This window comes from Saccharothrix sp., from assembly GCF_031180885.1.
Classification (GTDB): domain Bacteria; phylum Actinomycetota; class Actinomycetes; order Mycobacteriales; family Pseudonocardiaceae; genus Actinosynnema.
In genome coordinates, this window is sequence record NZ_JAPSLK010000001.1 from 547,469 (window position 1) to 567,445 (window position 19,977).

The 19,977-nt window shown below is 72.9% G+C and carries 16 protein-coding genes; 9 read left to right on the plus strand and 7 right to left on the minus strand.

The window, feature by feature from the left end:
- Positions 1–126: 126 nt before the first annotated feature.
- The 3 genes from RIN75_RS02770 to RIN75_RS02780 are packed head-to-tail and all read right to left on the minus strand — an operon-like array spanning position 127 to position 4,696.
- Entirely contained in the window at positions 127–2,397 is a 2,271-nt protein-coding gene (locus tag RIN75_RS02770; protein WP_309110125.1) for a DUF5682 family protein, read from the minus strand.
- A complete protein-coding gene (locus RIN75_RS02775) occupies positions 2,397–3,479 on the minus strand; it encodes an AAA family ATPase (protein ID WP_309110126.1) in 1,083 nt (360 codons plus the stop codon). The genes RIN75_RS02770 and RIN75_RS02775 overlap by 1 nt, the downstream gene beginning before the upstream one ends.
- The gene (locus RIN75_RS02780) at positions 3,476–4,696 is read right to left on the minus strand and encodes a DUF5691 domain-containing protein (RefSeq protein WP_309110127.1); all 1,221 of its coding nucleotides are present in this window, start codon (positions 4,694–4,696) and stop codon (positions 3,476–3,478) included. The genes RIN75_RS02775 and RIN75_RS02780 overlap by 4 nt, the downstream gene beginning before the upstream one ends.
- Before the next feature lie 83 nt (positions 4,697–4,779).
- Between RIN75_RS02780 and RIN75_RS02785 the strand changes: the two genes are divergently transcribed.
- A complete protein-coding gene (locus RIN75_RS02785; RefSeq protein ID WP_309110128.1) occupies positions 4,780–4,992 on the plus strand; it encodes a hypothetical protein in 213 nt (70 codons plus the stop codon).
- 153 nt (positions 4,993–5,145) lie between these two features.
- Here RIN75_RS02785 and RIN75_RS02790 read toward each other — a convergent pair whose 3' ends face one another.
- Both RIN75_RS02790 and RIN75_RS02795 read right to left on the minus strand, forming a co-directional pair.
- The gene (locus RIN75_RS02790; RefSeq protein WP_309110129.1) at positions 5,146–6,411 is read right to left on the minus strand and encodes an SWIM zinc finger family protein; all 1,266 of its coding nucleotides are present in this window, start codon (positions 6,409–6,411) and stop codon (positions 5,146–5,148) included.
- Positions 6,412–6,482: 71 nt separating this feature from the next.
- On the minus strand, positions 6,483–7,658 hold the full coding sequence (locus RIN75_RS02795) for a homogentisate 1,2-dioxygenase (protein ID WP_309110130.1): 1,176 nt from the start codon (positions 7,656–7,658) through the stop codon (positions 6,483–6,485).
- 69 nt (positions 7,659–7,727) lie between these two features.
- Here RIN75_RS02795 and RIN75_RS02800 point away from each other — a divergent pair, with 69 nt between their 5' ends.
- The 3 genes from RIN75_RS02800 to RIN75_RS02810 are packed head-to-tail and all read left to right on the plus strand — an operon-like array spanning position 7,728 to position 10,453.
- Complete coding sequence (locus RIN75_RS02800) at positions 7,728–8,594, plus strand: hypothetical protein (protein ID WP_309110131.1); 867 nt, start codon at positions 7,728–7,730, stop codon at positions 8,592–8,594.
- A complete protein-coding gene (locus RIN75_RS02805; protein ID WP_309110132.1) occupies positions 8,591–9,772 on the plus strand; it encodes a fumarylacetoacetate hydrolase family protein in 1,182 nt (393 codons plus the stop codon). The genes RIN75_RS02800 and RIN75_RS02805 overlap by 4 nt, the downstream gene beginning before the upstream one ends.
- A gap of 9 nt (positions 9,773–9,781) precedes the next feature.
- Positions 9,782–10,453 carry a helix-turn-helix domain-containing protein gene (locus tag RIN75_RS02810; RefSeq protein ID WP_309110133.1) on the plus strand — a complete coding sequence of 224 codons (672 nt, stop codon included), beginning with the start codon at positions 9,782–9,784 and terminating at the stop codon, positions 10,451–10,453.
- Here RIN75_RS02810 and RIN75_RS02815 read toward each other — a convergent pair.
- The gene (locus RIN75_RS02815; protein ID WP_309110134.1) at positions 10,450–11,043 is read right to left on the minus strand and encodes a TMEM165/GDT1 family protein; all 594 of its coding nucleotides are present in this window, start codon (positions 11,041–11,043) and stop codon (positions 10,450–10,452) included. The two genes, RIN75_RS02810 and RIN75_RS02815, sit on opposite strands and share 4 nt — an antisense overlap.
- A gap of 331 nt (positions 11,044–11,374) precedes the next feature.
- On the opposite strand from RIN75_RS02815, the gene RIN75_RS02820 reads away from it, so the two are divergent.
- The 4 genes from RIN75_RS02820 to RIN75_RS02835 all read left to right on the plus strand — a co-directional run bounded on the left by RIN75_RS02820 (position 11,375) and on the right by RIN75_RS02835 (position 18,292).
- Positions 11,375–12,862 carry a cytochrome ubiquinol oxidase subunit I gene (locus RIN75_RS02820; protein WP_309110135.1) on the plus strand — a complete coding sequence of 496 codons (1,488 nt, stop codon included), beginning with the start codon at positions 11,375–11,377 and terminating at the stop codon, positions 12,860–12,862.
- Between the two features lie 9 nt (positions 12,863–12,871).
- On the plus strand, positions 12,872–13,876 hold the full coding sequence (gene cydB, locus RIN75_RS02825; RefSeq protein WP_309110136.1) for a cytochrome d ubiquinol oxidase subunit II: 1,005 nt from the start codon (positions 12,872–12,874) through the stop codon (positions 13,874–13,876).
- A 181-nt stretch (positions 13,877–14,057) separates the two neighbouring features.
- The gene (gene cydD, locus RIN75_RS02830) at positions 14,058–17,177 is read left to right on the plus strand and encodes a thiol reductant ABC exporter subunit CydD (RefSeq protein ID WP_309110137.1); all 3,120 of its coding nucleotides are present in this window, start codon (positions 14,058–14,060) and stop codon (positions 17,175–17,177) included.
- Positions 17,178–17,182: 5 nt separating this feature from the next.
- The gene (locus tag RIN75_RS02835) at positions 17,183–18,292 is read left to right on the plus strand and encodes a GAF domain-containing sensor histidine kinase (RefSeq protein ID WP_375295895.1); all 1,110 of its coding nucleotides are present in this window, start codon (positions 17,183–17,185) and stop codon (positions 18,290–18,292) included.
- A gap of 476 nt (positions 18,293–18,768) precedes the next feature.
- On the opposite strand, the gene RIN75_RS02840 is transcribed toward RIN75_RS02835, so the two are convergent.
- Complete coding sequence (locus RIN75_RS02840; RefSeq protein ID WP_309110139.1) at positions 18,769–19,392, minus strand: response regulator transcription factor; 624 nt, start codon at positions 19,390–19,392, stop codon at positions 18,769–18,771.
- Positions 19,393–19,453: 61 nt separating this feature from the next.
- Here RIN75_RS02840 and RIN75_RS02845 point away from each other — a divergent pair, with 61 nt between their 5' ends.
- Positions 19,454–19,936 carry a GNAT family N-acetyltransferase gene (locus RIN75_RS02845; RefSeq protein WP_309110140.1) on the plus strand — a complete coding sequence of 161 codons (483 nt, stop codon included), beginning with the start codon at positions 19,454–19,456 and terminating at the stop codon, positions 19,934–19,936.
- The last annotated feature ends 41 nt before the right edge of the window (positions 19,937–19,977 follow it).

The window sequence follows — 19,977 nt, forward strand, 5'->3', positions numbered from 1 at the left end:
GGGCAGGAGGCGGTGGGCGTCGAGAGGTGGGGTGTCGGTTCCGGGGGGCGGGGGTCGGTGGAGTGTGGGTGTCGGTGGGGTGGGCGGTGGGCCTGGGTGTTGGGGGCCGTTGACCGCGCTCCTTGTTTACGGGACGCGTGAGTCGGCTAAAGGTCGCAGATCCTGTATGTCGCTCGATTGGGTGATGTTCGGGGGCGGGGTGCTCAGGAGGGCTTTGACGTGGGTGGTTAGGCGGGTCGCTAGGGGTTCGTCCCAGGTGGTTTCGGTGGTTGTCGATCTGGTTGAGCCTTTTACGCGGTCGCCGAGCATGCGGCGTTCGGCTGGGCTGAACTCCGTGATCGCTCGGCGCAGGAGGGGGAGGGCTGCTTCGAAGTCCGTTGCCGCCAGGTCGGTCAGCCAGTCGTCGACCACGGCGAACAACCTCGGGTCCGCGGTGAGCAGAGCGGCCGAGCCGCGGAGGAAGCCGGCTACGAAGGCCGTTGCGCCCGCAGCTTGGGTGGTTGCTCGGTGGAGTCTGGTTGCGACTGCCTCGGAGTCCAGGACCCCCGTTTCCCACAGCAGGCGAGTTGCCCGTCCACCGGGGAGACCGTGGGCGTCTTGCATGTTGACGAGCGCTTTCAGGGCCTGTTGCCAGGTTTCCTGGTGGTCTTCGTCTGCGGCCAGGCGGGTGGCGTCCTCGGCTCCGTTGATGGCTGCCAGGGCGCGTTCGGCGGTGTCGTCGTCGATAGCGCGGCAGGCAAGGGGTAGGCCAACGGCACCGCGGGTGAGGAGGCCGTGGAGGGCTACTCGGAGGAGGTCTGGGTCGGTTCCTCGGACCGAGCCGTAGCGCACCGTGGTGGCCAGGTCGGGGAGGGCGGACAGGAGTTCCAGGGCGTCTGTGGCTGCTGCGGCGCAGCGGTCGAGGGCGGTTCGGGAGGCGGTTACGGCCTCTGGGAGTTCGCAGCCCACTGAGCGGCTCAGGGTTTCGGCGGCTTCGACCACTCGGGTCGCGGTGGCGGCCTGGGTGGTGAGGACTTGCCTGGCTGCGGCTTCGACCGTGGTGCCGTGGCGGGCGGCGGTTGCCAGGGATACGGCGAATTCCGGGCGCCAGTGCAATTGCCATGCCTCGGCGAACGTGCCGATGCTGCGGGTGGTGTCCGGGGTGCCCCACGGGACGTCGAGGACTTCCAAGCGGCGCAGGAGTTTCGAGCGTTCGCGGTCGGTGTCCTTGCGGAGGTCCAGGCGGATCTGCTTCGGCTCCGCGTTCAGGGGCAGGCGCAGACGTCTGGTCAGGCGGTTCAGGTCGGCGGCCAGCGGTGAGGTGGGGACGTTCTCGCCCACCTCACCCAGGCGTTCGCCGACCACCAGACGGGTGTGGATCAGGCGCAACGGGGTGTCGTCGCCGTTGCACAGCACCGCGCGGGCCGATTCCATCACCTCGGACAGGCCGGGGGACGGGCGACCGCGTAGCGCTGCGAGGGTGTCGGCCAGGCGGACCGCCTCGACGGCGCCGGCGGTGGAGGCTGGGAGGTCTTCGGCGCGGAGCACTGTGCACGCTCGTGCGAACCAGCGTGGCACCGCGTCTGCAGCGGGTGCGCACTCCCAGAGGTGGGCGTACCAGCCCGGGGAGTCGATGCCGGCGCCGTAACCCGAGGCGGTGGCGAGCTTGCCGTGGCTCCACGGGACCCAGGTGCCGGAGATCTTGCGGCGGGGCAGGCCTTTGAGCAGGGCGTTGTCGGCGGAGGCCGGGGGCAGGGTGCGCAGGGCGGGGACGTGCCACGCACCGCAGACCACGACGATCGGGCCGTCCGTGTCCTTCAACGCCTGCCGGAGGTTCCGGCGCATCGCCGCCTCGCGGCGCAGTGTGCGGTCGTCCACCTCGTCGGCGAACTCCTCGCGCAGGGCGGTCATCGCCTCCGCCACGGCTTCCGCCAGGTCCGCCGGGTCGGTGTGGTGTTCGACCACGTCCTCCCACCAGCGTTCCGGGTCGTCGAAACCGGCTGCTGCGGCGAGGGTGCCCAGGGGGTCCAGGGAAGCCCGGCGGGGTTCGTCCGGCGACGCGGGATCGGTGGCGGGGCTGGTGGGGTCGTCGTCGGAGAGGGAGGCGGCGGCTGCAAGGTCGAAGAAGCGGACTGGGACGGTGGAGGTGTTGGCCCACACCATCGCTCGCCATTCCGGGGAGAACTCGGCGAAAGGCCAGAAGGCGGCACGGGACGGGTCGGCCTCGTCGTGGAGGAGCAGGGCGACTGGGGGCACGAGGTCCGGGACGTGGTCCAGCAGCGCGTCGCCCTCGGGCGGACCCTCGATGAGGACCAACTCGGGCTGGACCCGTTCCAGTGCCTCGGCGACCATGCGGGCCGAGCCGGGGCCGTGGTGGCGGATGCCCAGCAGGGTCACCCGCTCCGGGAGGTCCGCCATCACCACCCCTGGCACGCCCGGTAGAGGTCGCGCCAGTCGGCGCGTTCCTTCACGACCGCCTCCAGGTACTCCTGCCACGCCGCGGTGTCGGACACGCGGTCCTTCACCACCGCGCCTTGGAGGCCGGACGCCAGTTCGTCGGCGGTGATCGTGCCGTCGCCGAAGTGACCGGCCAGGGCCATGCCGCTGGTCACCACGGAGATCGCCTCCGCCGTGGACAGGCTGCCGCTGGGCCGCTTCAACTGGGTTCGACCGTCCACTGTGGACCCGTTGCGCAGCTCGCGGAAGATGCGCACGACCCGGCGCACCTCCTCCAGCGCGGGCGGTTCGGCGGGCAGTTCCAGGGCGCGGCCCAGTTGGGCGGCCCGCGAGGCCACGATCTGGACCTCGTCGTCCTCGGTCGCCGGCGGCGGGAGCACGACCGTGTTGAACCGCCGGGCCAGCGCGGACGACATCTGGTTCACGCCCCGGTCCCGGTCGTTGGCCGTGGCGATCACGGTGAACCCCGGCACCGCCTGCACCTGCAAACCCAGCTCCGGCACGGGCAGCGCCTTCTCCGACAGGATCGTGATGAACGAGTCCTGCACCTCCGCGGGCATCCGGGTCAGCTCCTCGACCCGCGCCACCGCACCGGTCCGCATCGCGGTGAGCACCGGGCTCGGCACCAGCGCCGCCTCGCTCGGACCCTCCGCGATCAGCCGCGCGTAGTTCCAGCCGTACCGCACCTGCTCCTCGCCGGTGCCCGCGGTGCCTTGCACGACCAGTGTCGAATCGCCGCTCACCGCCGCCGCCAGGTGCTCGGACAGCCACGACTTCGCCGTCCCGGGCACACCCACCAGCAACAGCGCCCGGTCGGTCACCAGCGTGCCCACGGCGATCTCCACCAGCCGCCGGTCGCCGACGTACTTGGGTGTGATCACGGTGCCGTCGGGCAGTGTCCCGCCCAGCACGTACCGGACCACGGCCTGCGGGGACAGCCGCCAGCGCGGCGGGCGGGGGCGGTCGTCGGCCTGCGCGAGCGCCGCGAGTTCGGCGGCGTACTGCCGCTCCGCGGCGGGGCGCAGCACGGTCTCGGTGGTCACGGCAGTGGTCCTTCCGGTCGGATGGTGAAGGCTTCGCGCAGTTGCACGCGCAGGCGGAGCACGTCGAGGTCCACGGTGTGCTCGGGCCAGCGGGCGGTGATGCGGTCCCAGTTCGCGCCCAGCACGCCGGCGTCGCCCCGGGCCAGCAGCACCGCGGGCGGCCGGCCCGCGCGCCACCTCGGGTCCCGCATCTGCGCGTAGCGGTCCAGCAGGGCGGCGGTGGCCTCGGGTGTCCACGGCGCGGGCAGCTGGGAGCACGCGTGGTCGAGCAGGTCGTAGTTCCAGTTCCGCGACACCTCGGCGACGGTGCGCGCCCCGAGGTCCGCGGGCAGGGTGGCGAGCATCTCCAGCTGCTCCATGCCGGTGAGCGACCGGGTGGCCGCCACCGCCCACGGACCGGCGTCGACCGCCAGCCGCAGCCGCTGCGCCACGCCCCGCAGCAGCGACGCCGCCCACGGGCTGCGCTCCAGCTCGCGAGCCGCGCCCAGGTCGTCGGTGCCCAGCCGCTGCGTCCAGTGGCTCGGCGGGACGCTCGCCGCCGCACCCCGGACGCGGCCCGCCACGCCCGTCTCCGAACCGTCCCGCAACAGGTCGCGGGCCTCCTCCGGCTCCGGCTCGGGCACCGCCCACAGCTCGTCGCTCTGCACGTCGAACCCGTCCGCGGTCAGCCACAGCCCCCGGTAGAGGCGTTCGGCGGCGCGCTGGGACAGCCGGGACGACGGCAGGGCCCGCAGCAACCGCACGGCCTCGTCGTGCACACCGATCGCCCGGTCGTCCAGGGCCTGCTCCAGCAGCGGCTCGTCGTCCTCGGACAGCCCCGCCTCCAGCGCGCCGACCAGCACCTGCCGGTCGGTCGCCCGCCGCTGCACGGCCAGTTGCTCCGCGATGAACGCCCGCGTGCCCGCCGGATCGGCCCGGCGTGCCCGGCGCAGGGCGGTGAGCCGGCTCTGGCCCGGCAGGTCCAGCACGTCGGCCAGGTCGACCTCGGCGGGTGTCGCGTCGGTGGCCCACGACCAGCCCGGCCGCAGACCCGCCAGCCACCGGCCGCGCCTGCCCAGGACGGTCGACACGGCCTGCCGCAGCCCGGGGTGGCCGGTGGCCATCGCGAGCAGCGCGGGCAGCACCTTCGGCTCGGCGACGAAGCCCCCGGCCGCCGCCAGCCCGCACCACTCGGTGAGCAGCACCTGGTCGTCCAGCGCGACGACCTGCGCCAGCACACCCCGCGCCGCCGGACCGGGGAGCCGCTCGCCCGAGCCCGCCGCCGACGCTGAACCCGACGCCGATGCCGCCGTTGAGCCCGATGCTGCCACTGCCGGGCCGGATGCCGACGCCGCTGAGCCGGATGCCGCTGCCGCCGGGCCGGATGCTGCCGCCGGGCCGGATGCTGCCGCCGCCGGGCCGGATGCCGAGGCTGCTGGGCCGGATGCCGCCGACGCCGATGCCGCCGAGGATGGTGCCGGTGCCGGTGCCGAGGTCGAGGTCGAGGACGGTGTCGGTGCCGGGGCCGGTGTGAGGAGGGGTTTGTCGATCAGTGGTGGGAGTTGGGCGCCGTGTGCGGCCACCCCCAGGGCGGCGCAGCGGTCCAGCAACTCCGTAGGGCTCATGTGAGCCCGGTGGGCGCCTATCAGCAGCGCCTGCACGGTCTCGTCCCACTCGGCTCGCGTGCTCATCCCAGCACCTCCGGCACCCCGCCCGGCGACGCCACCGCGCCCACCCGGAAGTCGCGGCCGTTCCACAGCCCCCAGACGTCGAACGGTTCCCCACCGGTCACCGCCGCGGCCTGCTCCACGGCCAGGTCCGCCCGCACCGGCAGGCCCCGCCCCGAAGCGTCCACCACGTGCCCGAGGTCCGCGGTCAGTCGCACCCCGCCGCAGCCCACGGGGTGCAGCCGCAGCCACGGATCACCCAGAAGTCGCGGCTCCAGCCCGGCCAACGCCTCCCGCCACGACCCGGGCACCGGCACCGGCCCCGACGCGCACGGCTCGACCTCGCCCACGGCCACCCGCTGCGGCGCCGACCCCGGGTACGGGTGGACCACCCCCTGCACCTCGATGCCGTGCGGCAACGCCGGCACCGGCCTCGCCCCACCGGCCGCGTGCCGGATCGCGACCACCCAGCCGTGCTCACGCCCCCACAGCCACTGCCGGACCGTGCGCACCAGCCCGTCGTCGGACTCCAGCCGCAGCAGCGGCAGCCAGCGGTCCGCCCAGGCCGCACCGGCCCGGACCTCCTCCTCCGCCACGGAGAACCCCAGCCGCCGGCGCACGACGTCCGACGGCGTGTCCGCCAGTCGCGCCAGCAGGTGCAGCCCGCCCAACCGGTCCGCCGCGTCGTGCGCCCACGACGGCCCGCCGGCCGCCACCACCGACCGCAGGTCCTCGATCGCCGACGCCAGGCCCTTCGCCTGCGCGTCGACCATCCGCGCCCCGATCGAGTGCCACCACGCCGAGTCGCGCGCGGGCAACCCCGCGATGCCCGCGCCCGCCACGTCGGCCAGCCAGTCGGTCAGCCCCGCGACGCCCGCCCGCACCGCCTCGGCCCGGTTGCGGGCGGTCTTCTCCTTCGCCCGCGCCCGCCGCTCCACGGCCTCCGGCGAGGTGTCCAGCTCGCGGGCCGCCTTCTGCCGCCGCGCCAGCCACTCGCTCACCCAGTCGGGTGGATCACCGGCCGGGAAGGGCTCGCGCGCGTCCCGCAGTTGCAGCGCCAGCGCGTGCTTGCACGGGAACTTCCGGGACGGGCACGAGCACTTCGACGCCCGGTCGCCCAGGTCGACGCACACCCGGTACGGGTTCTGCCCGCTGCCCGCGCACAGGCCCCACAGCGCCTCCGCGCTGCGGCCGGTGCCCTGCCAGCCGGACGACCCGGCCAGCCGGGTGGCGCTGCCCGCCACCCGGCTGTCCGGGGCCAGTCCCAGAACCGCCTGTGCGTCCATGGCACACGACGCTAGCGGCGACCACCGACAAAAAGACGATCAACCGGGCGGAAGGCTCGCCCAAAAGGCCATCAGCCCAGGTCAGGACCCCGCTTCGCCCACGACCACGCGTACTTGCGGTCCTCGGACGCCAGCGCCGCCTCGCCCAGGTCCAGCGGCCGGAACGTGTCCACCATGACCGCGGTCTCGTCGAAGTACTCGACGCCCAGCGACGCCTCCACCGCGCCCGGCTGCGGCCCGTGCGTGCAGCCCGACGGGTGCAGCGACAGCGACCCGATGCCGATGCCCGAGCCCTTCCGGGCCTCGTAGTTGCCGCCCACGTAGAACATCAGCTCGTCGGAGTCGACGTTGGCGTGGTTGTAGGGCACCGGGATGGCCAGCGGGTGGTAGTCGACCTTGCGCGGCATGAACGAGCACACCACGAAGTTCGGGCCCTCGAAGGTCTGGTGCACGGGCGGCGGCTGGTGCACGCGGCCGGTGATCGGCTCGAAGTCGCGGATGTTGAACACCCACGGGTACAGGCACCCGTCCCAGCCGACCACGTCGAACGGGTGATTGGCGTAGGTGAACCGGGTGACACCGGCGCGGTGCCGCACCAGGACCTCGACGTCCTCGCCGTCCACCAGCAGCGGCTCGGCCGGACCCCGGATGTCCCGCTCGCAGTACGGCGCGTGCTCCAGGAACTGGCCCTTCGCCGACAGGTAGCGGCGCGGCGGCCCGATGTGCCCCTTGGCCTCCAGCACCAGGATGTTCATCGGCTGGGACGGCACCACGCGATAGGTGCAGGACGTCGGCAGCACCACGTAGTCGCCCTCGGCGACCGGCAGCGCGCCGTAGATCGTCTCCACCACGCCCTCGCCGGTCTGCACGTACAGCAGCTCGTCGCCCGCCGCGTTGCGGTACAGGGGGCTGGGGGCGGTGGCGCGGACGAACCCGATCGTCACGTCCTGGTTGCCGAACAGCCGCCGCCGCCCGGTGACCGCGTCGACCTCGTCGGGCCAGGTCAGGTCTTGCGTCTTGAACGCGCGGGGCTTGAGCGGGAGGTTCGGCTCCAGCACGCCCCGGTCGTCCTCGACGGTCTCCGCGTTCACGATCGCGGTCGGCAGGTGGCGGTGGTAGAGCAGGGCGGAGTCAGCCGAAAAGCCCTCCACGCCCATCAGCTCTTCCGCGTACAGGCCGCCGTCCGGTGTGCGGAACTGCGTGTGGCGCTTTCGGGGGATCTCCCCGACTTGGCGGTAGTACGCCATCGTTCTCTCCGGGCGTTCGATAAACGGACATCTTTGTTCATTGACCGGTACGCCACTAGCGTGTCAGCCGTGTCAAGCGCCTTCGAACTCCGTGCGCCCGGTCCACGCGGCACTCCGCCCCTGCTCGCGAGGCTCGTCGACGACGCCGCGCTGTTCCCGCCGGGCAACGCGACCATGCCCGACGCGGTCCGCGGCCACCTCGACGCGCGGGCCGGCGAGTGGGCCGGCGCGGTGGGGCTCTTCCTGTGTCCCGCGTCACGCCTGGCCGAGCTGATCACCGAGTTGATCAAGGTCAAGCCGGTGAAGCCGATCGCCCTGTCCCTCGTGATCGACACCGGTCTGGGCGGCGTGCCCAAGGCGGTCTCGATCGTGGAGTCGCGCAGCGAGCTGCTCGCGCTGCGCATGGTCGAGATGCCCGCGCCGTCCGACGTGGACGAGGTGTGGCTGGAACGCGTCTCGGAGTTCGTCCCCGAGGACGTGATCCGGGTCGTCGAACCGCGCCGGGGCGGCCCCGAGTGGCTCGACGGCGTCCGCCGCGTCATCGAGCACGGCAGCTGGCCCAAGCTGCGCTGCGGCGGCCTGAGCAAGGAGAACTTCCCGAGCGTGGACGAGGTCGCCGACTTCCTGTCGGTGGTCTCCTCCGGCGGGGTCGCGTTCAAGGCGACCGCGGGCCTGCACCACGCCGTCCGCTACACCGACGCCGAGACCGGGTTCACCCACCACGGTTTCCTCAACCTGCTGGTCGCCACCGCCCGCGCGCTGTCCGGCGGCGACGTGCGGGCCGCCCTGTCCTCCTCCGACGGCCAGGCGCTGGCCAAGGAGGCCGGCGAGCTGTCCGACCAGGCCGCCCACGCGGTGCGCGGCGTGTTCGCCTCCTACGGCTCGTGCTCCCTGGACGAGCCCATCACCGACCTGGAAGAACTGGGCCTGCTGTGAGCTGGATCGACGACCCGGCGTTCACGCCGGACGCGCCCTTCGGGCCGCAGACCCTGCCCTACGGCGTCGTGCCCGGCGGCATCGCCGTGCGCGTCGGCGACCGGGCGCTGCTGCTGCGACCGCTCGCCGACCACTTCGGGGAGCGCCTGGCGCCCCTGCTGACGGCCCCGACGCTCAACCCCCTGCTGGCCGCCGGCCGGCCGCTGTGGAGCGAGCTGCGGGCCAAGCTGGTCGAGCTGGTCACCGCCACCTCGGCGCCGCGCGGCGCGGAGCTGGTCGGGCTGGACGGCGCCGTGCTGCCCTTCGAGGTCGCCGACTACGTGGACTTCTACTCGTCGCGCCACCACGCGGAGAACGTCGGCCGGATGTTCCGCCCCGACGGCGACCCGCTGCTGCCCAACTGGACCCACATCCCGATCGGCTACCACGGCCGCGCGGGCACGGTGGTCGTCTCGGGGACGCCGGTGGTGCGGCCGGAGGGCCAGCGGCGCTCGTCCGACGGGCCGGTGTTCGGCCCCAGCCGGCGGCTGGACATCGAGGCCGAGGTGGGCTTCGTGTGCGGCGGGCCGGTGGCGACGCGGCTGTCCCCGGCCAAGGCGGTGGACCACGTGTTCGGCGTGACCCTGGTCAACGACTGGAGCGCGCGGGACATCCAGGCCTGGGAGTACCAGCCGCTGGGGCCGTTCCTGGGCAAGTCGTTCGCCACCTCGGTGGGCGCGTGGATCACGCCGCTGGAGGCGTTCGCGACGGCCCGGGTCACCCCGCCGCCGCTGGGCAACGACGTGCTGCCGTACCTGGTCGAGGACCGGCCGTGGGGCCTGGACATCCGCATCGAGGTCGAGTGGAACGGGGTGCTGGTGTCGCGCCCGCCGTTCCGGACGATGTCGTGGACGTTCGCGCAGCAACTCGCGCACCTTTCCTCCAACGGCGCTACCGTCAGGCCGGGTGACCTGATCGCGTCGGGCACCGTGTCCGGCCCGAACCGCGACGAGCGCGGCTCGTTCCTGGAGCTGAGCTGGGGCGGGCAGGAGCCGGTCGCGGTCGGGGACGCCGAGCGCACGTTCCTGGAGGACGGCGACACGGTGCGGATCACCGCGACGGCCCCCGGCGTGAACGGGTCGGTCGTGGGCCTGTCCGAGGTGGTCGGCACCATCGCGCCCGCGATCTCGGAAGGGTAGGGACGCCTGGTGGCCAGACCTGACCCGCGCGGCAAGCTGCCGCTGCCCGCCGGGTCCAAGGAGAGTTCGCTGACCCTGGAGCGGGGCCTGGCCCTGCTCCAGGCGGTGGCGGACGCCGAGTCGGAGGCGCCGTCGATCAGCGAGCTGGCCGCCGCGATCGGCGCTTCCCGGGCCGCCGTGTACCGGTTGCTGGTGCCGTTGCAGTCGCGCGGGCTGGTGCGCCGGGAGGGGTCGAAGGTCCGGCTGGGCCTGGGCGTCCTCCGGCTGGCGTCCAACGTCCTGCCGCAGCTGCGCCTGGCCGCCCAGCCCGCCCTGCGGACGTTGGCCGAGCAGGTGGGCGCGACCGCGCACCTGACCGTGGCGGACGGGACCGAGGCGCAGGCCGTGGCCGTGGTGGAGCCGTCCTGGACGGCGTACCACGTGGCGTACCGGGTGGGGTCGCGCCACCCGGTGCACCGGGGCGCGGCGGGCAAGGCGATCGGGCTGTCCCCGGAGGGGCGGCAGTGGGTGCACTCGACCGGTGAGTTGCAGCCGGGCGCGTTCGGGGTGGCGGCGCCCGTGCGGGGCGTGCCCGGGTTGCGGGCCAGCGTGGGCGTGGTGGCCCTGGAGAAGCTCGACGGGGATGTCGTCGGGCCTCAGGTGGTCCGCGCGGCCCAGGAGGTCGCTGACGCCCTGCGCTAGGCGAGGGCCTGCCACAGGGCCAGCGCGGCGAAGACCGCGAAGATGGTGCCGCTCACCCGTTGGATCAGGTGCGTCGGAATGCGCGCCGCGATCTTGCGGCCGACCAGGACCGCGATGCCGGCCACCGTCACCAGGGCCAGGAAAGCGCCCAGGCCGACGAACACCGGGGTGCCGTAGCGGGCGGCCAGGGCGGCGGTGCCGAGTTGGGAGGCGTCGCCCCACTCCGCGGCGAACAGGACGCCGAAGGACGTCAACGCGGCCCGGCCGAAGGAGACGGGGCTCTGGGAAGCGGAGCCGTCGGTGGATTCGTCGTCCTTGGCGAAGCTCTCCTTGAGCAGCAAGAAAGCGCCCACGCCGAACAACACCGCCACGACGCCCGCCACCACGCGGTCCGGGAGCAGGGTCAGCACCCCGCCGAACGTCGCCGCCACCACGCACTGGATCGCGAACGCCACCGTGACGCCCACGAACACCGGCAGGGCCCGGTAGCGGGTGGTCAGGACGAGGGTCGCGACCATGGTCTTGTCCGGCAGTTCGGCCAGGAAGATGATGCCGAACGCCGTTGCCAACGCGATGAGTTCCGGTGCCACGAGTACCTCCACGTCCGTGAACCCGGACGGAGGCAGCACGACCCCGACCGGGCGTGATGCGCTGCCCGGCCGGAGGTCTCGTTCGCCCGTTCACGAGAACGGGTGAGGGACCGGATCCGCTCGAAGGCGGGATCAGTGTGTCGATCACCTCGCCGTGATCGTCCGAAGTGCACGATCGCGGGAACTACTCCCCTCTGGCGGAACCTACTTTAGGCGACGCGTACGCGCAGGTCGACGTGACGCCGGACGCACCGGGGAGGACCTTGGTCCCGGGCCGGACGGGACCGTCGTACCTGAGCGGGGCCACCCGCCCCGACTTACCGTCGTCGCCGTGGACGTACTCGACCTGGCGCGGTGGCAGTTCGGCATCACCACCGTCTACCACTTCCTGATGGTGCCGCTGACGATCGGCCTGTCGCTGCTGGTCGCCGGCATGCAGACGGCGTGGGTCCGCACGGGGGACCGCAAGTACTACAAGATGACCAAGTTCTGGGGCAAGCTGCTGCTGATCAACTTCGCCATGGGCGTGGTGACCGGCATCGTGCAGGAGTTCCAGTTCGGCATGACCTGGAGCGCGTACTCCCGGTTCGTCGGCGACGTGTTCGGCGCGCCGCTGGCGATGGAGGGCCTGGTCGCTTTCTTCGTCGAGTCCACGTTCCTCGGCCTGTGGATCTTCGGCTGGGACCGGCTGCCGCGCAAGGTCCACCTGGCCTGCGCGTGGGCGTTCTCGACGGCCACCATGGCCTCGGCGTACTTCATCCTGGCCGCGAACTCGTGGATGCAGCACCCGGTGGGCGCCGAGCTGGTCGACGGCCGGCCCCGGCTGACCTCGATCTGGGCGGTCCTGGGCAACAACACCGTGCTCGTCGCGTTCCCGCACACGATCTTCGGCGCGTTCGCCGTGGCCGGCTCGTTCCTGGTCGGCATCGCCGCCTGGCACCTGTGGAAGCGGTCGGCCGAGGAGCCGGTGTGGCGGTCGTCGGTGAAGCTGGGCACGTGGGTCGGCGTGGTCGCGTTCGCCGGGCTGGCGGTCAGCGGCGACCTGCAGGGCAAGCTGATGTTCGAGCAGCAGCCGATGAAGATGGCCGCCGCGGAGGCGTTGTGCCACACCGAGCGGCCCGCCGCGTTCTCGGTGTTCGCGATCGGCGACGTGTCGCGGCCGGACTGCGAGAACGTCAAGAGCGTCACCGTGCCGGCGCTGCTGTCGTTCCTGGCGCACAACGACTTCACGTCCGAGGTCAAGGGCATCGAGGAACTGGTCCCGATGTACCAGGCCAAGTACGGCACGAACTACCCGGTGGACGAGCGGCTGGGCGAGCTGTCGGGCAAGCCCATCGACTACGTCCCGCTGCTGCCGGTGACCTACTGGGGCTTCCGGCTGATGATCGGCTTCGGCGCGATCGCGGCCGGCGCGGGCCTGCTGATCCTGTGGCTGACCCGCGGCGGGCGGGTGCCGACCGGGCGGTGGTTCCGGCTGCTCGCGCTGGGCAGCATCGCGACCCCGTTCCTGGCCAACAGCTTCGGCTGGATCTTCACCGAGATGGGGCGGCAGCCCTTCGTCGTGGTGCCGAACCCGAGCGGCGTGGACGGGGTGTGGATGTTCACCGCGCGCGCCGTGTCGAACTCGACGCCCGGCGAGGTGCTGACGTCGTTGATCGCCTTGACGCTCGTCTACGGGGTGCTCGCGTGCGTCGAGGTGTTCCTGGTCCGGCGGTACGTCCGCGGCGGTGTCGCGGGCGTGCTGCCGGACCACGGGCCGGGTCCGAAGCCCGACCAGGCCGATCGCAAAGACGACGACGTCCTGTCGTTCGCGTACTGAGGGGTTGTCGTGGAGACGTTCTGGTTCTGCGTGATCGCGCTGCTGTGGCTGGGCTACCTGTTCCTGGAGGGCTTCGACTTCGGGGTCGGCATGCTGCTGCCGGTGCTCGGGCGCGACGAGACCGAGCGGCGGGTGCTGATCAACACCATCGGGCCGGTGTGGGACGGCAACGAGGTGTGGCTGCTGGTGGCGGGCGGTGCGACGTTCGCGGCGTTCCCCGGCTGGTACGCGTCGCTGTTCAGCTCGGCCTACCTGCCGCTGGTGCTGTTCCTGCTGGCGCTGATCGGGCGCGGGGTCGCGTTCGAGTACCGGGGCAAGGTGGACTCGGTGCGCTGGCGGCGGGTGTGGGACACGGTGATCTTCGTCGGCTCGTGGGTGGCGACGCTCGGGGTCGGGCTGGTGCTGACGGCCAACGTGTTCGGCCTGCCGCTGGACGCCAACGGTGACCGCGTGGGTTCGCCGTTCGCCGCGGTGACGTTGGAGTCGCTGCTGGGGGCGCTGGCGATCGCCGGGTACGCGTTGGTGCACGGCGCGGTGTTCCTGTCGCTGAAGACCGAGGGCGAGGTGCGGGAACGTGCCCGTGCGGTGGCGTTGCGGATCGCACCGGTCGCGTTGCTGCCCCTGGTCGTGCTGCTGCTGTTGGTGCAACTGCGGTTCGGGACGGTGTGGACGTACGCGGCGGCGATCGGTGTCGCGCTGGCGGCTTTCGGCGCTCTGGCGCGGTTGGCGCTGCGGCGCGAGGGGCAGGCGTTCGCGTTGATGGGCGTGGCGATCGCGTGCGCGGTGGCGGCGTTGTTCGGGGCGCTGTACCCGAACGTGCTGCCGTCCACTTTGGACCCGGCGTTCTCGTTGACGGTGGAGAACGCGGCGTCGAGCCCGTACACGTTGACGGTGATGACGTGGGTCGCGGCGTTCGGTACGCCGGCGGTGCTCGTGTACCAGGGGTGGACGTACTGGGTGTTCCGCAAGCGCATCGGGACGCGGCACATCCCGCAGGTGCACGTGCCCCAGTAGGTGGCTGGTAGTCGAGTTTCGGAGTCGCGGTGGTCGTCGGGTCGACCACCGCGACGAGCTTGTTCCCGGGGTTGATCGAGGTGCGCCCGGACGGAGGACGACGGGAGGGGACCTAGGTCCCGCCGGCGAGGGGACCCTCGTACCTGAGCGGGATGCGGTCCGGGGACCTACGGTTCGTGGTGTGGACGTCCCCGGAACCCCTTCCGCCAAGAAGCCGGGGAGGGGTCCGCTCGGCGCGCTACCCGCCCTTTCGCCTTCGGCGCGCCGAGCGTTGACCCTCTGCGGTGTGCTGGCCGCGTTGTCGGCCGGCGCGTTGGTCTTCCAGGCCGTGACGCTCGCGTCCGCGCTGGTGTCCGGCGGGTCGTTGTGGCTGCTGGGCTGCGCGGTGGTGGTGCGGGCCGTGTTGGCGTGGGCCACCGAGACGGTCGCGGCGCGGGCGGCGGCGGGCGCCAAGGAGGAACTGCGGGCCGCGGTGCTGGACCGGGCGCTGGGGCTGGGGCCGGCGTGGATCGTGTCGCGGGGTCCGGCGGAGCTGGCGGTCCTGGCCACCAAGGGCCTGGACGCGCTGGACGCCTACTTCACCAAGTACCTGCCCGCGCTGGTGACGACGGCCGTGGTGCCGGTGCTGGTCGGGGCGTGGATCTTCTGGACGGACCCGACGTCGGCGGTGCTGATCGCGGTGACGCTGCCGTTGATCCCGATGTTCGCGATCCTGATCGGCAAGTTCACCTCGGCGCGGGTGGCCGCGGCGGCGTCGGCGTTGGAGCGGCTGTCGGGGCGGTTGGCGGAGCTGGTGCGGGCGCTGCCGGTGCTGACGGCGTTCGGGCGGGCTTCGGCGCAGGCGCGGGCGGTCGGGGAGGTGGGGGCGCGGTACCGGAAGGCGACCATGGGGACGCTGCGGGTGGCGTTCCTGTCGGCGCTGGTGCTGGAGGTGGCGGCGTCGCTGTCGGTGGCGCTGATCGCGGTGGGGATCGGGCTGCGGCTGGTGTCGGGGGAGCTGACGCTGCTGACCGGTCTGGTGGTGCTGATCCTGGCGCCCGAGTGCTACCTGCCGCTGCGGGCGGCGGGGGCGGCGCACCACGCCTCGGAGGACGGCGTGGAGGCGGTGCGCCGGGTCGCGGAGATCCCCGAGGTGCGGCGGACCCGGGGTGGGCCGATGCGCGGGGAGGTCGTCGGCTCTCGGCTCGACGCGGTTCGCGGGGTCTTCACCGGTCGGCCGGTCGGGATCGAGGTGCGGAACCTGCGGGTGCGCCGGCGGGGGCGGTTCGCGCCGGACGGGGTCAGCTTCGTCGTGCGGCCCGGCGAGGTGCACCGCCTCGACGCGCCCAGCGGCGCGGGCAAGTCGACCCTGTTCGACGTCCTCCTCGGCTACGTCGAGCCGGACGGCGGCGAAGTCGTCGTCGACCGGGACGCCATCGCCTGGGTCCCGCAGCGGCCCGCCTTCGCCGGCCGCACCGTCGCCGACGAGCTCGAGCTGACCACCGGCCGCGTCGACCTCGACGTCCTCGCCTCGATCGCCGCCGACCACCTGGTGGATCGTCGGATCGTCGACCTGTCGACAGGTGAACGCCAGCGGGTCGCCATCGCCCGTGCGCTGACTCGCGTGAAGGATGGTTCAACCACCCTCTTGCTGGACGAGCCCACCGCTCATCTCGACCCGGCGACGGCCGCCCTCGTCATGAGCGCTGTGCAGGCCGCCGCCGACGCCGGGGTCGCTGTTCTCCTGTCCACTCACAGGGTTGTTGAGCAATCCGACAACCCTGTTCCGGTGGCCGCTGTGGACCACGAGGTCGGCCGGGCGTCGGCACCGAAGACGCCACGGCCGACCGGTCGGGTGCTGGCCGGGGCGGCGTTGGGGATCGCCGCCTCGGCCAGCGGTGTCGCGCTGACCGCCGTCGCCGCGTACCTCATCGCCAAGGCCGCGACCCAGCCGCCGATCCTGACGCTGTCCGTGCTGGTCGTGGGCGTGCGGACGTTCGCCCTCGCCAAGGGCGTCCTGCGCTACCTGGAGCGGCTGGTGTCGCACGACGCGGCGTTCCGGTTCGCCGAGGACCTCCGGGTCCGGCTGTGGCGGGCGCTTCGTCCCGGCCGCGCCGAGCTGACCCGGCTGGTGGACGACGTCGACACGGTCCGCGACCTGGTGCCCAGGGTGCTCCAGCCGCCGCTGGTGGCGGCCGGGGTCGGGCTCGCCACGACCGTCCTGTTCGCGTTGATCGACCCGTGGGCGGGGGTGGCGGTCGGGCTCGCGGTCCTGGTCGGCGGGACGCTCGCGCCGCTGGTCGCGGTGGTCGCCGAGCGCCGGGCGAGCACGGTGCTGGCGCGCGGTCGGCGGCAGGTGTCCGAAGAGGTGCTGACCCTGCTGACGGCGGCCCCGGACCTGATCGCGTTCGGCGCGGACCGGGTGGTGCGGGCGCGGCTGGCCGAGCACGACGCCGAGCTGGCGCGGATGGCGCGCCGGCAGGCGTGGGGCGCGGGCGCGGCGACCGGGTTGGTCCACCTCGTGCTCGGGGGCGCGGTGGTGGCGTGCACGGCGATCGCGGCGGGCGTCGACCCGCTGTTGGCGCCGTTGCTGGGGCTCGTGCCGCTGGCGTTGGCCGAGGTGTTGGGCGCGCTGCCGGCGGCGGCCCAGCACCGGCAGGCGTTGCGGGAGGCGTACGGGAGGGTCGTTGAACAGGACTCCGCGCGGGTGATTGTTGAACAATCCGACGACATCGTGGTGCAGGGTGTCACCGCGCGGTGGCCCGGCGCGGCGCGGCCGGTGTTCGAGGACGTGAGCGTGCGGGCGCCCGCGGGGGCGAAGGTGGCCGTGGTCGGGCCGTCGGGGGTGGGCAAGTCGACGTTGTTCGCGGTGCTGCTGGGGTTCGTGGCGCCGACCGAGGGGACGGTGCGTCGGCCGGCGCGGGTCGCGTGGTGCCCGCAGGAGCCGATGCTGGTGTCCACGACGCTGCGCGAGAACCTGCGCATCGGTGACCCGGCGGCCGACGACACCCGGATGCGGGAGGCGCTGGCGCGGGTCGGGCTCGACCTCGACCTGGACACCGTCGTCGGACCGACCCTGCTGTCCGGCGGCGAGGCGCAGCGCGTCGCCCTCGCCCGCGCCCTGCTGCACGACGCCGACGTCCTCCTCCTCGACGAACCCACCGCGCACCTGGACGAGGAGTCGGCCCGCCGCCTGCTGGACCTGGTCGACGGGCTGGACCGGATCGTCGTGCACATCACCCACCGGCCCGACGAGGCGCGGCGGGCGGACGTGGTGTGGGAGGTGTCCCGGGGGCGGGTGGGGGTCGGGGCCTACCGTTGACGGCCGTGGACCCCGCCCTGGTGCTCGCCGCGTCGACCGAGATCACCTCCGCCGCGCTCGCCGGCGACGACCCGGACGCCGTGCTGCCCCTGGTCGTGCGGCGCGCGGCCGAACTGGCGGAGGCCGACCTGGGGCTGGCGATGGCCACCGGCGACGACGGGACGCTCACCGTCGAGGCGTCGTCCGGCGACGTCGACCCGGTCGGCATCGTCCTGTCCCACCGCTCGTCCGCCGCCCGCGCCGCGCGGACCGGCGTCGCCGTGGTCGCCGACGACTTCACCACCGACCCGCGCACCGCCCCGTTCGTGCCGCAGTCGCTGCGCGGGTACGGGCCGTTCGCGGTGGCGCCGTTCGGGACGCGGGAGCGCAAGATCGGCGCGCTGGCCGTGTACCGGCGCAAGGGCGCGCCGCCGTTCAGCACGGACACCGTGGACGTGCTGACCGCGTTCGCCGCGCAGGCCGGGCTGGCGGTCGTGCTGGCGGAGGGTTCGACGGCGCGGCAGCGGATAGCGGTGTACCAGGAGCGCGAACGGATCGCGCGCGACCTGCACGACGTGATCATCCAGCGCCTGTACGCGACCGGTGTCCAGTTGGAGCTGCTCAACCGGCGGCTGAAGCTGGACGGCCGGGAGGCGAAGCGGCTGGCGGACTGCGTGGACCAGCTCGACCAGACCATGGCGGAGGTGCGGGCGACCGTTCGCGCGCTGCGCAGTGCCGATCCGGGGAAGCCCGGCGACGCTGATCTGCGCGCGTCGGTGGTGGCGGAGGCGCGGACCGCGGGGGAGTTGCTGGGGTTCGAGCCTGAGGTGCGGGTGGAGGGTGACCTGGCGGATGTGCCGGCTGACCTGGCCGACCACGCGCGGGCGGCGTTGCGGGAGGCGCTGTCGAACGTGGTGCGGCACTCGGGGGCGGGTCGTGTGGAGATCGCGCTGACCAGGGAGCCGGGGCGGTTGGAGCTGCGGGTGGCCGACGACGGCTGCGGCATCCCGCGGGGTGTGGCTCGGCGGGGGTTGCGGCACCTGGAGGAACGGGCTCTGGCGGCGGGCGGCGGCTGCGAGGTCACGTCGTCACCGCGGACGGGGACGACGATCACCTGGCACGTGCCGCTGACCTGACGCCTGGCCTCGGGGTGTCGTGAAGCGCGACCTGCGGCCCGGGCCCGGGCGGCGGCCAGGACCAGGCGGCGGGGCTGGGCTTGGGGCGCGGCTGGCTCGGCTGGCGGCTCGGGTCGGGCGGCTGGGGCTGGCCTGGGCGGCGGGGCTGACCCAGCTGGCGGCCCAGGCTGGGTGCGGCTGGTTCAGGCGGCGACGGGCGAGCTGGGCATGCGGACTGGCTGGCCCCGGGCGGGTCGTGTGGCGGGGTGTTGTGCGGCGGGTGTTGTGCGGCGGGGTGTTGTGCGGCGGGGTGTTGTGCGGCAGGGTGTTGTGCGGCAGGGAATGCCGTAGGCGGTAAGGGTTTTCGTGCAGTGCGCGCTGGGTCGAATTTTTGGGGCGCGGCCTCCGGCCCCCGTCTCCATTGTCCCACAGGGGTACGACAATTCGGGTTGAGCGCCCCGTGGGACATTCTCCCAGGAAGCACCGACAACAACGCCTCAACGGGAGCGGCGGGCTACCCAGGCGGCGGCCTGAGTGCGGCGTTCCATTCCGAGTTTCTGCAGAACCGAGGTCACGTAGTTCTTGACCGTCTTCTCCGCCAGGAAGAGCTGTTCCGCGATCTGCCGGTTCGTCAAACCCTCGCCGATCAGGTCCAGCACGCGCCGCTCCTGGTCGGTCAGCGCGTCCAGCACGTCGACCTCCGGTGGGCGGCGCATCCTCTCCAAAACCCTGGCCGTCGTCTGGGGGTCCAACAGGGACCTGCCTGCCGCCACCTCTCGCACGGCGTTCACCAAGTCCTGGCCGCGGACCTGTTTCAGCAAGTACCCCGACGCGCCGGCCATGATCGCGCCGACCAGGGCCTCCTCGTCGTCGAACGCGGTCAAGACGAGGCAGCGGACGTCCAGGGCGCGCAGGCGGCGGCACAGGTCGACTCCGGTGCCATCAGGCAGGCGCACGTCGACCATGGCCACATCCGGCCGGGTCGACGAAGCGAACACCAGGGCCTCGTCCACCCCACCCGCCTCGGCTACGACAGTGATGTCGTCCTCGTCGTCGAGCAGCTCGCGCAGCCCCCTGCGGACGATCTCGTGGTCGTCGACCAGCAACACGCGCACCGGCACGCACCCACCATAGGTCGAATGCCGGTACCGGTTGCGCGCGGACCTCAAGACAGTGCAAGACATGCTGGTACGCGCGATCGAGGAAGCCGACCGGATCGTCGTCGGCCGACTGGTGCTGGAGCTGTGGGGCGCCCACACCTCCGTCGCCCACGGCCAGGTGTTCTTCCCGGCCAGCCTGCCCGGGTTCCTGGTCGAGCAGCAGGACCAGGTGGTCGGCCTGCTCACCTACGCCGCCACCGACGGGGTCCTGGAGATCGTCACCATCGACGCGCTGCGAAGAGGCCGGGGCGTGGGCAGCTCCCTGGTCGAGGCCGCGGTGCAGCGCGCGCGGCAGCTCGGCTGCTCCCGCGTCCGGCTCACCACCACCAACGACAACCTCGACGCCCTCCGCTTCTACCAGCGGCGCGGGTTCCGGCTCACCGCGTTGCGGCCCGACGCGGTCCGGGAGTCACGCCGGCTCAAACCGGAGATCCCCTCGGTGGGGGACTACGGCATCCCCATCACCGATGAGCTGGACCTGGAGCGATGGGTCGCGCCGAGGTAGTTGTCCACAGGCTGCACGGGGGTTGTCCACAGAGTTGTGCA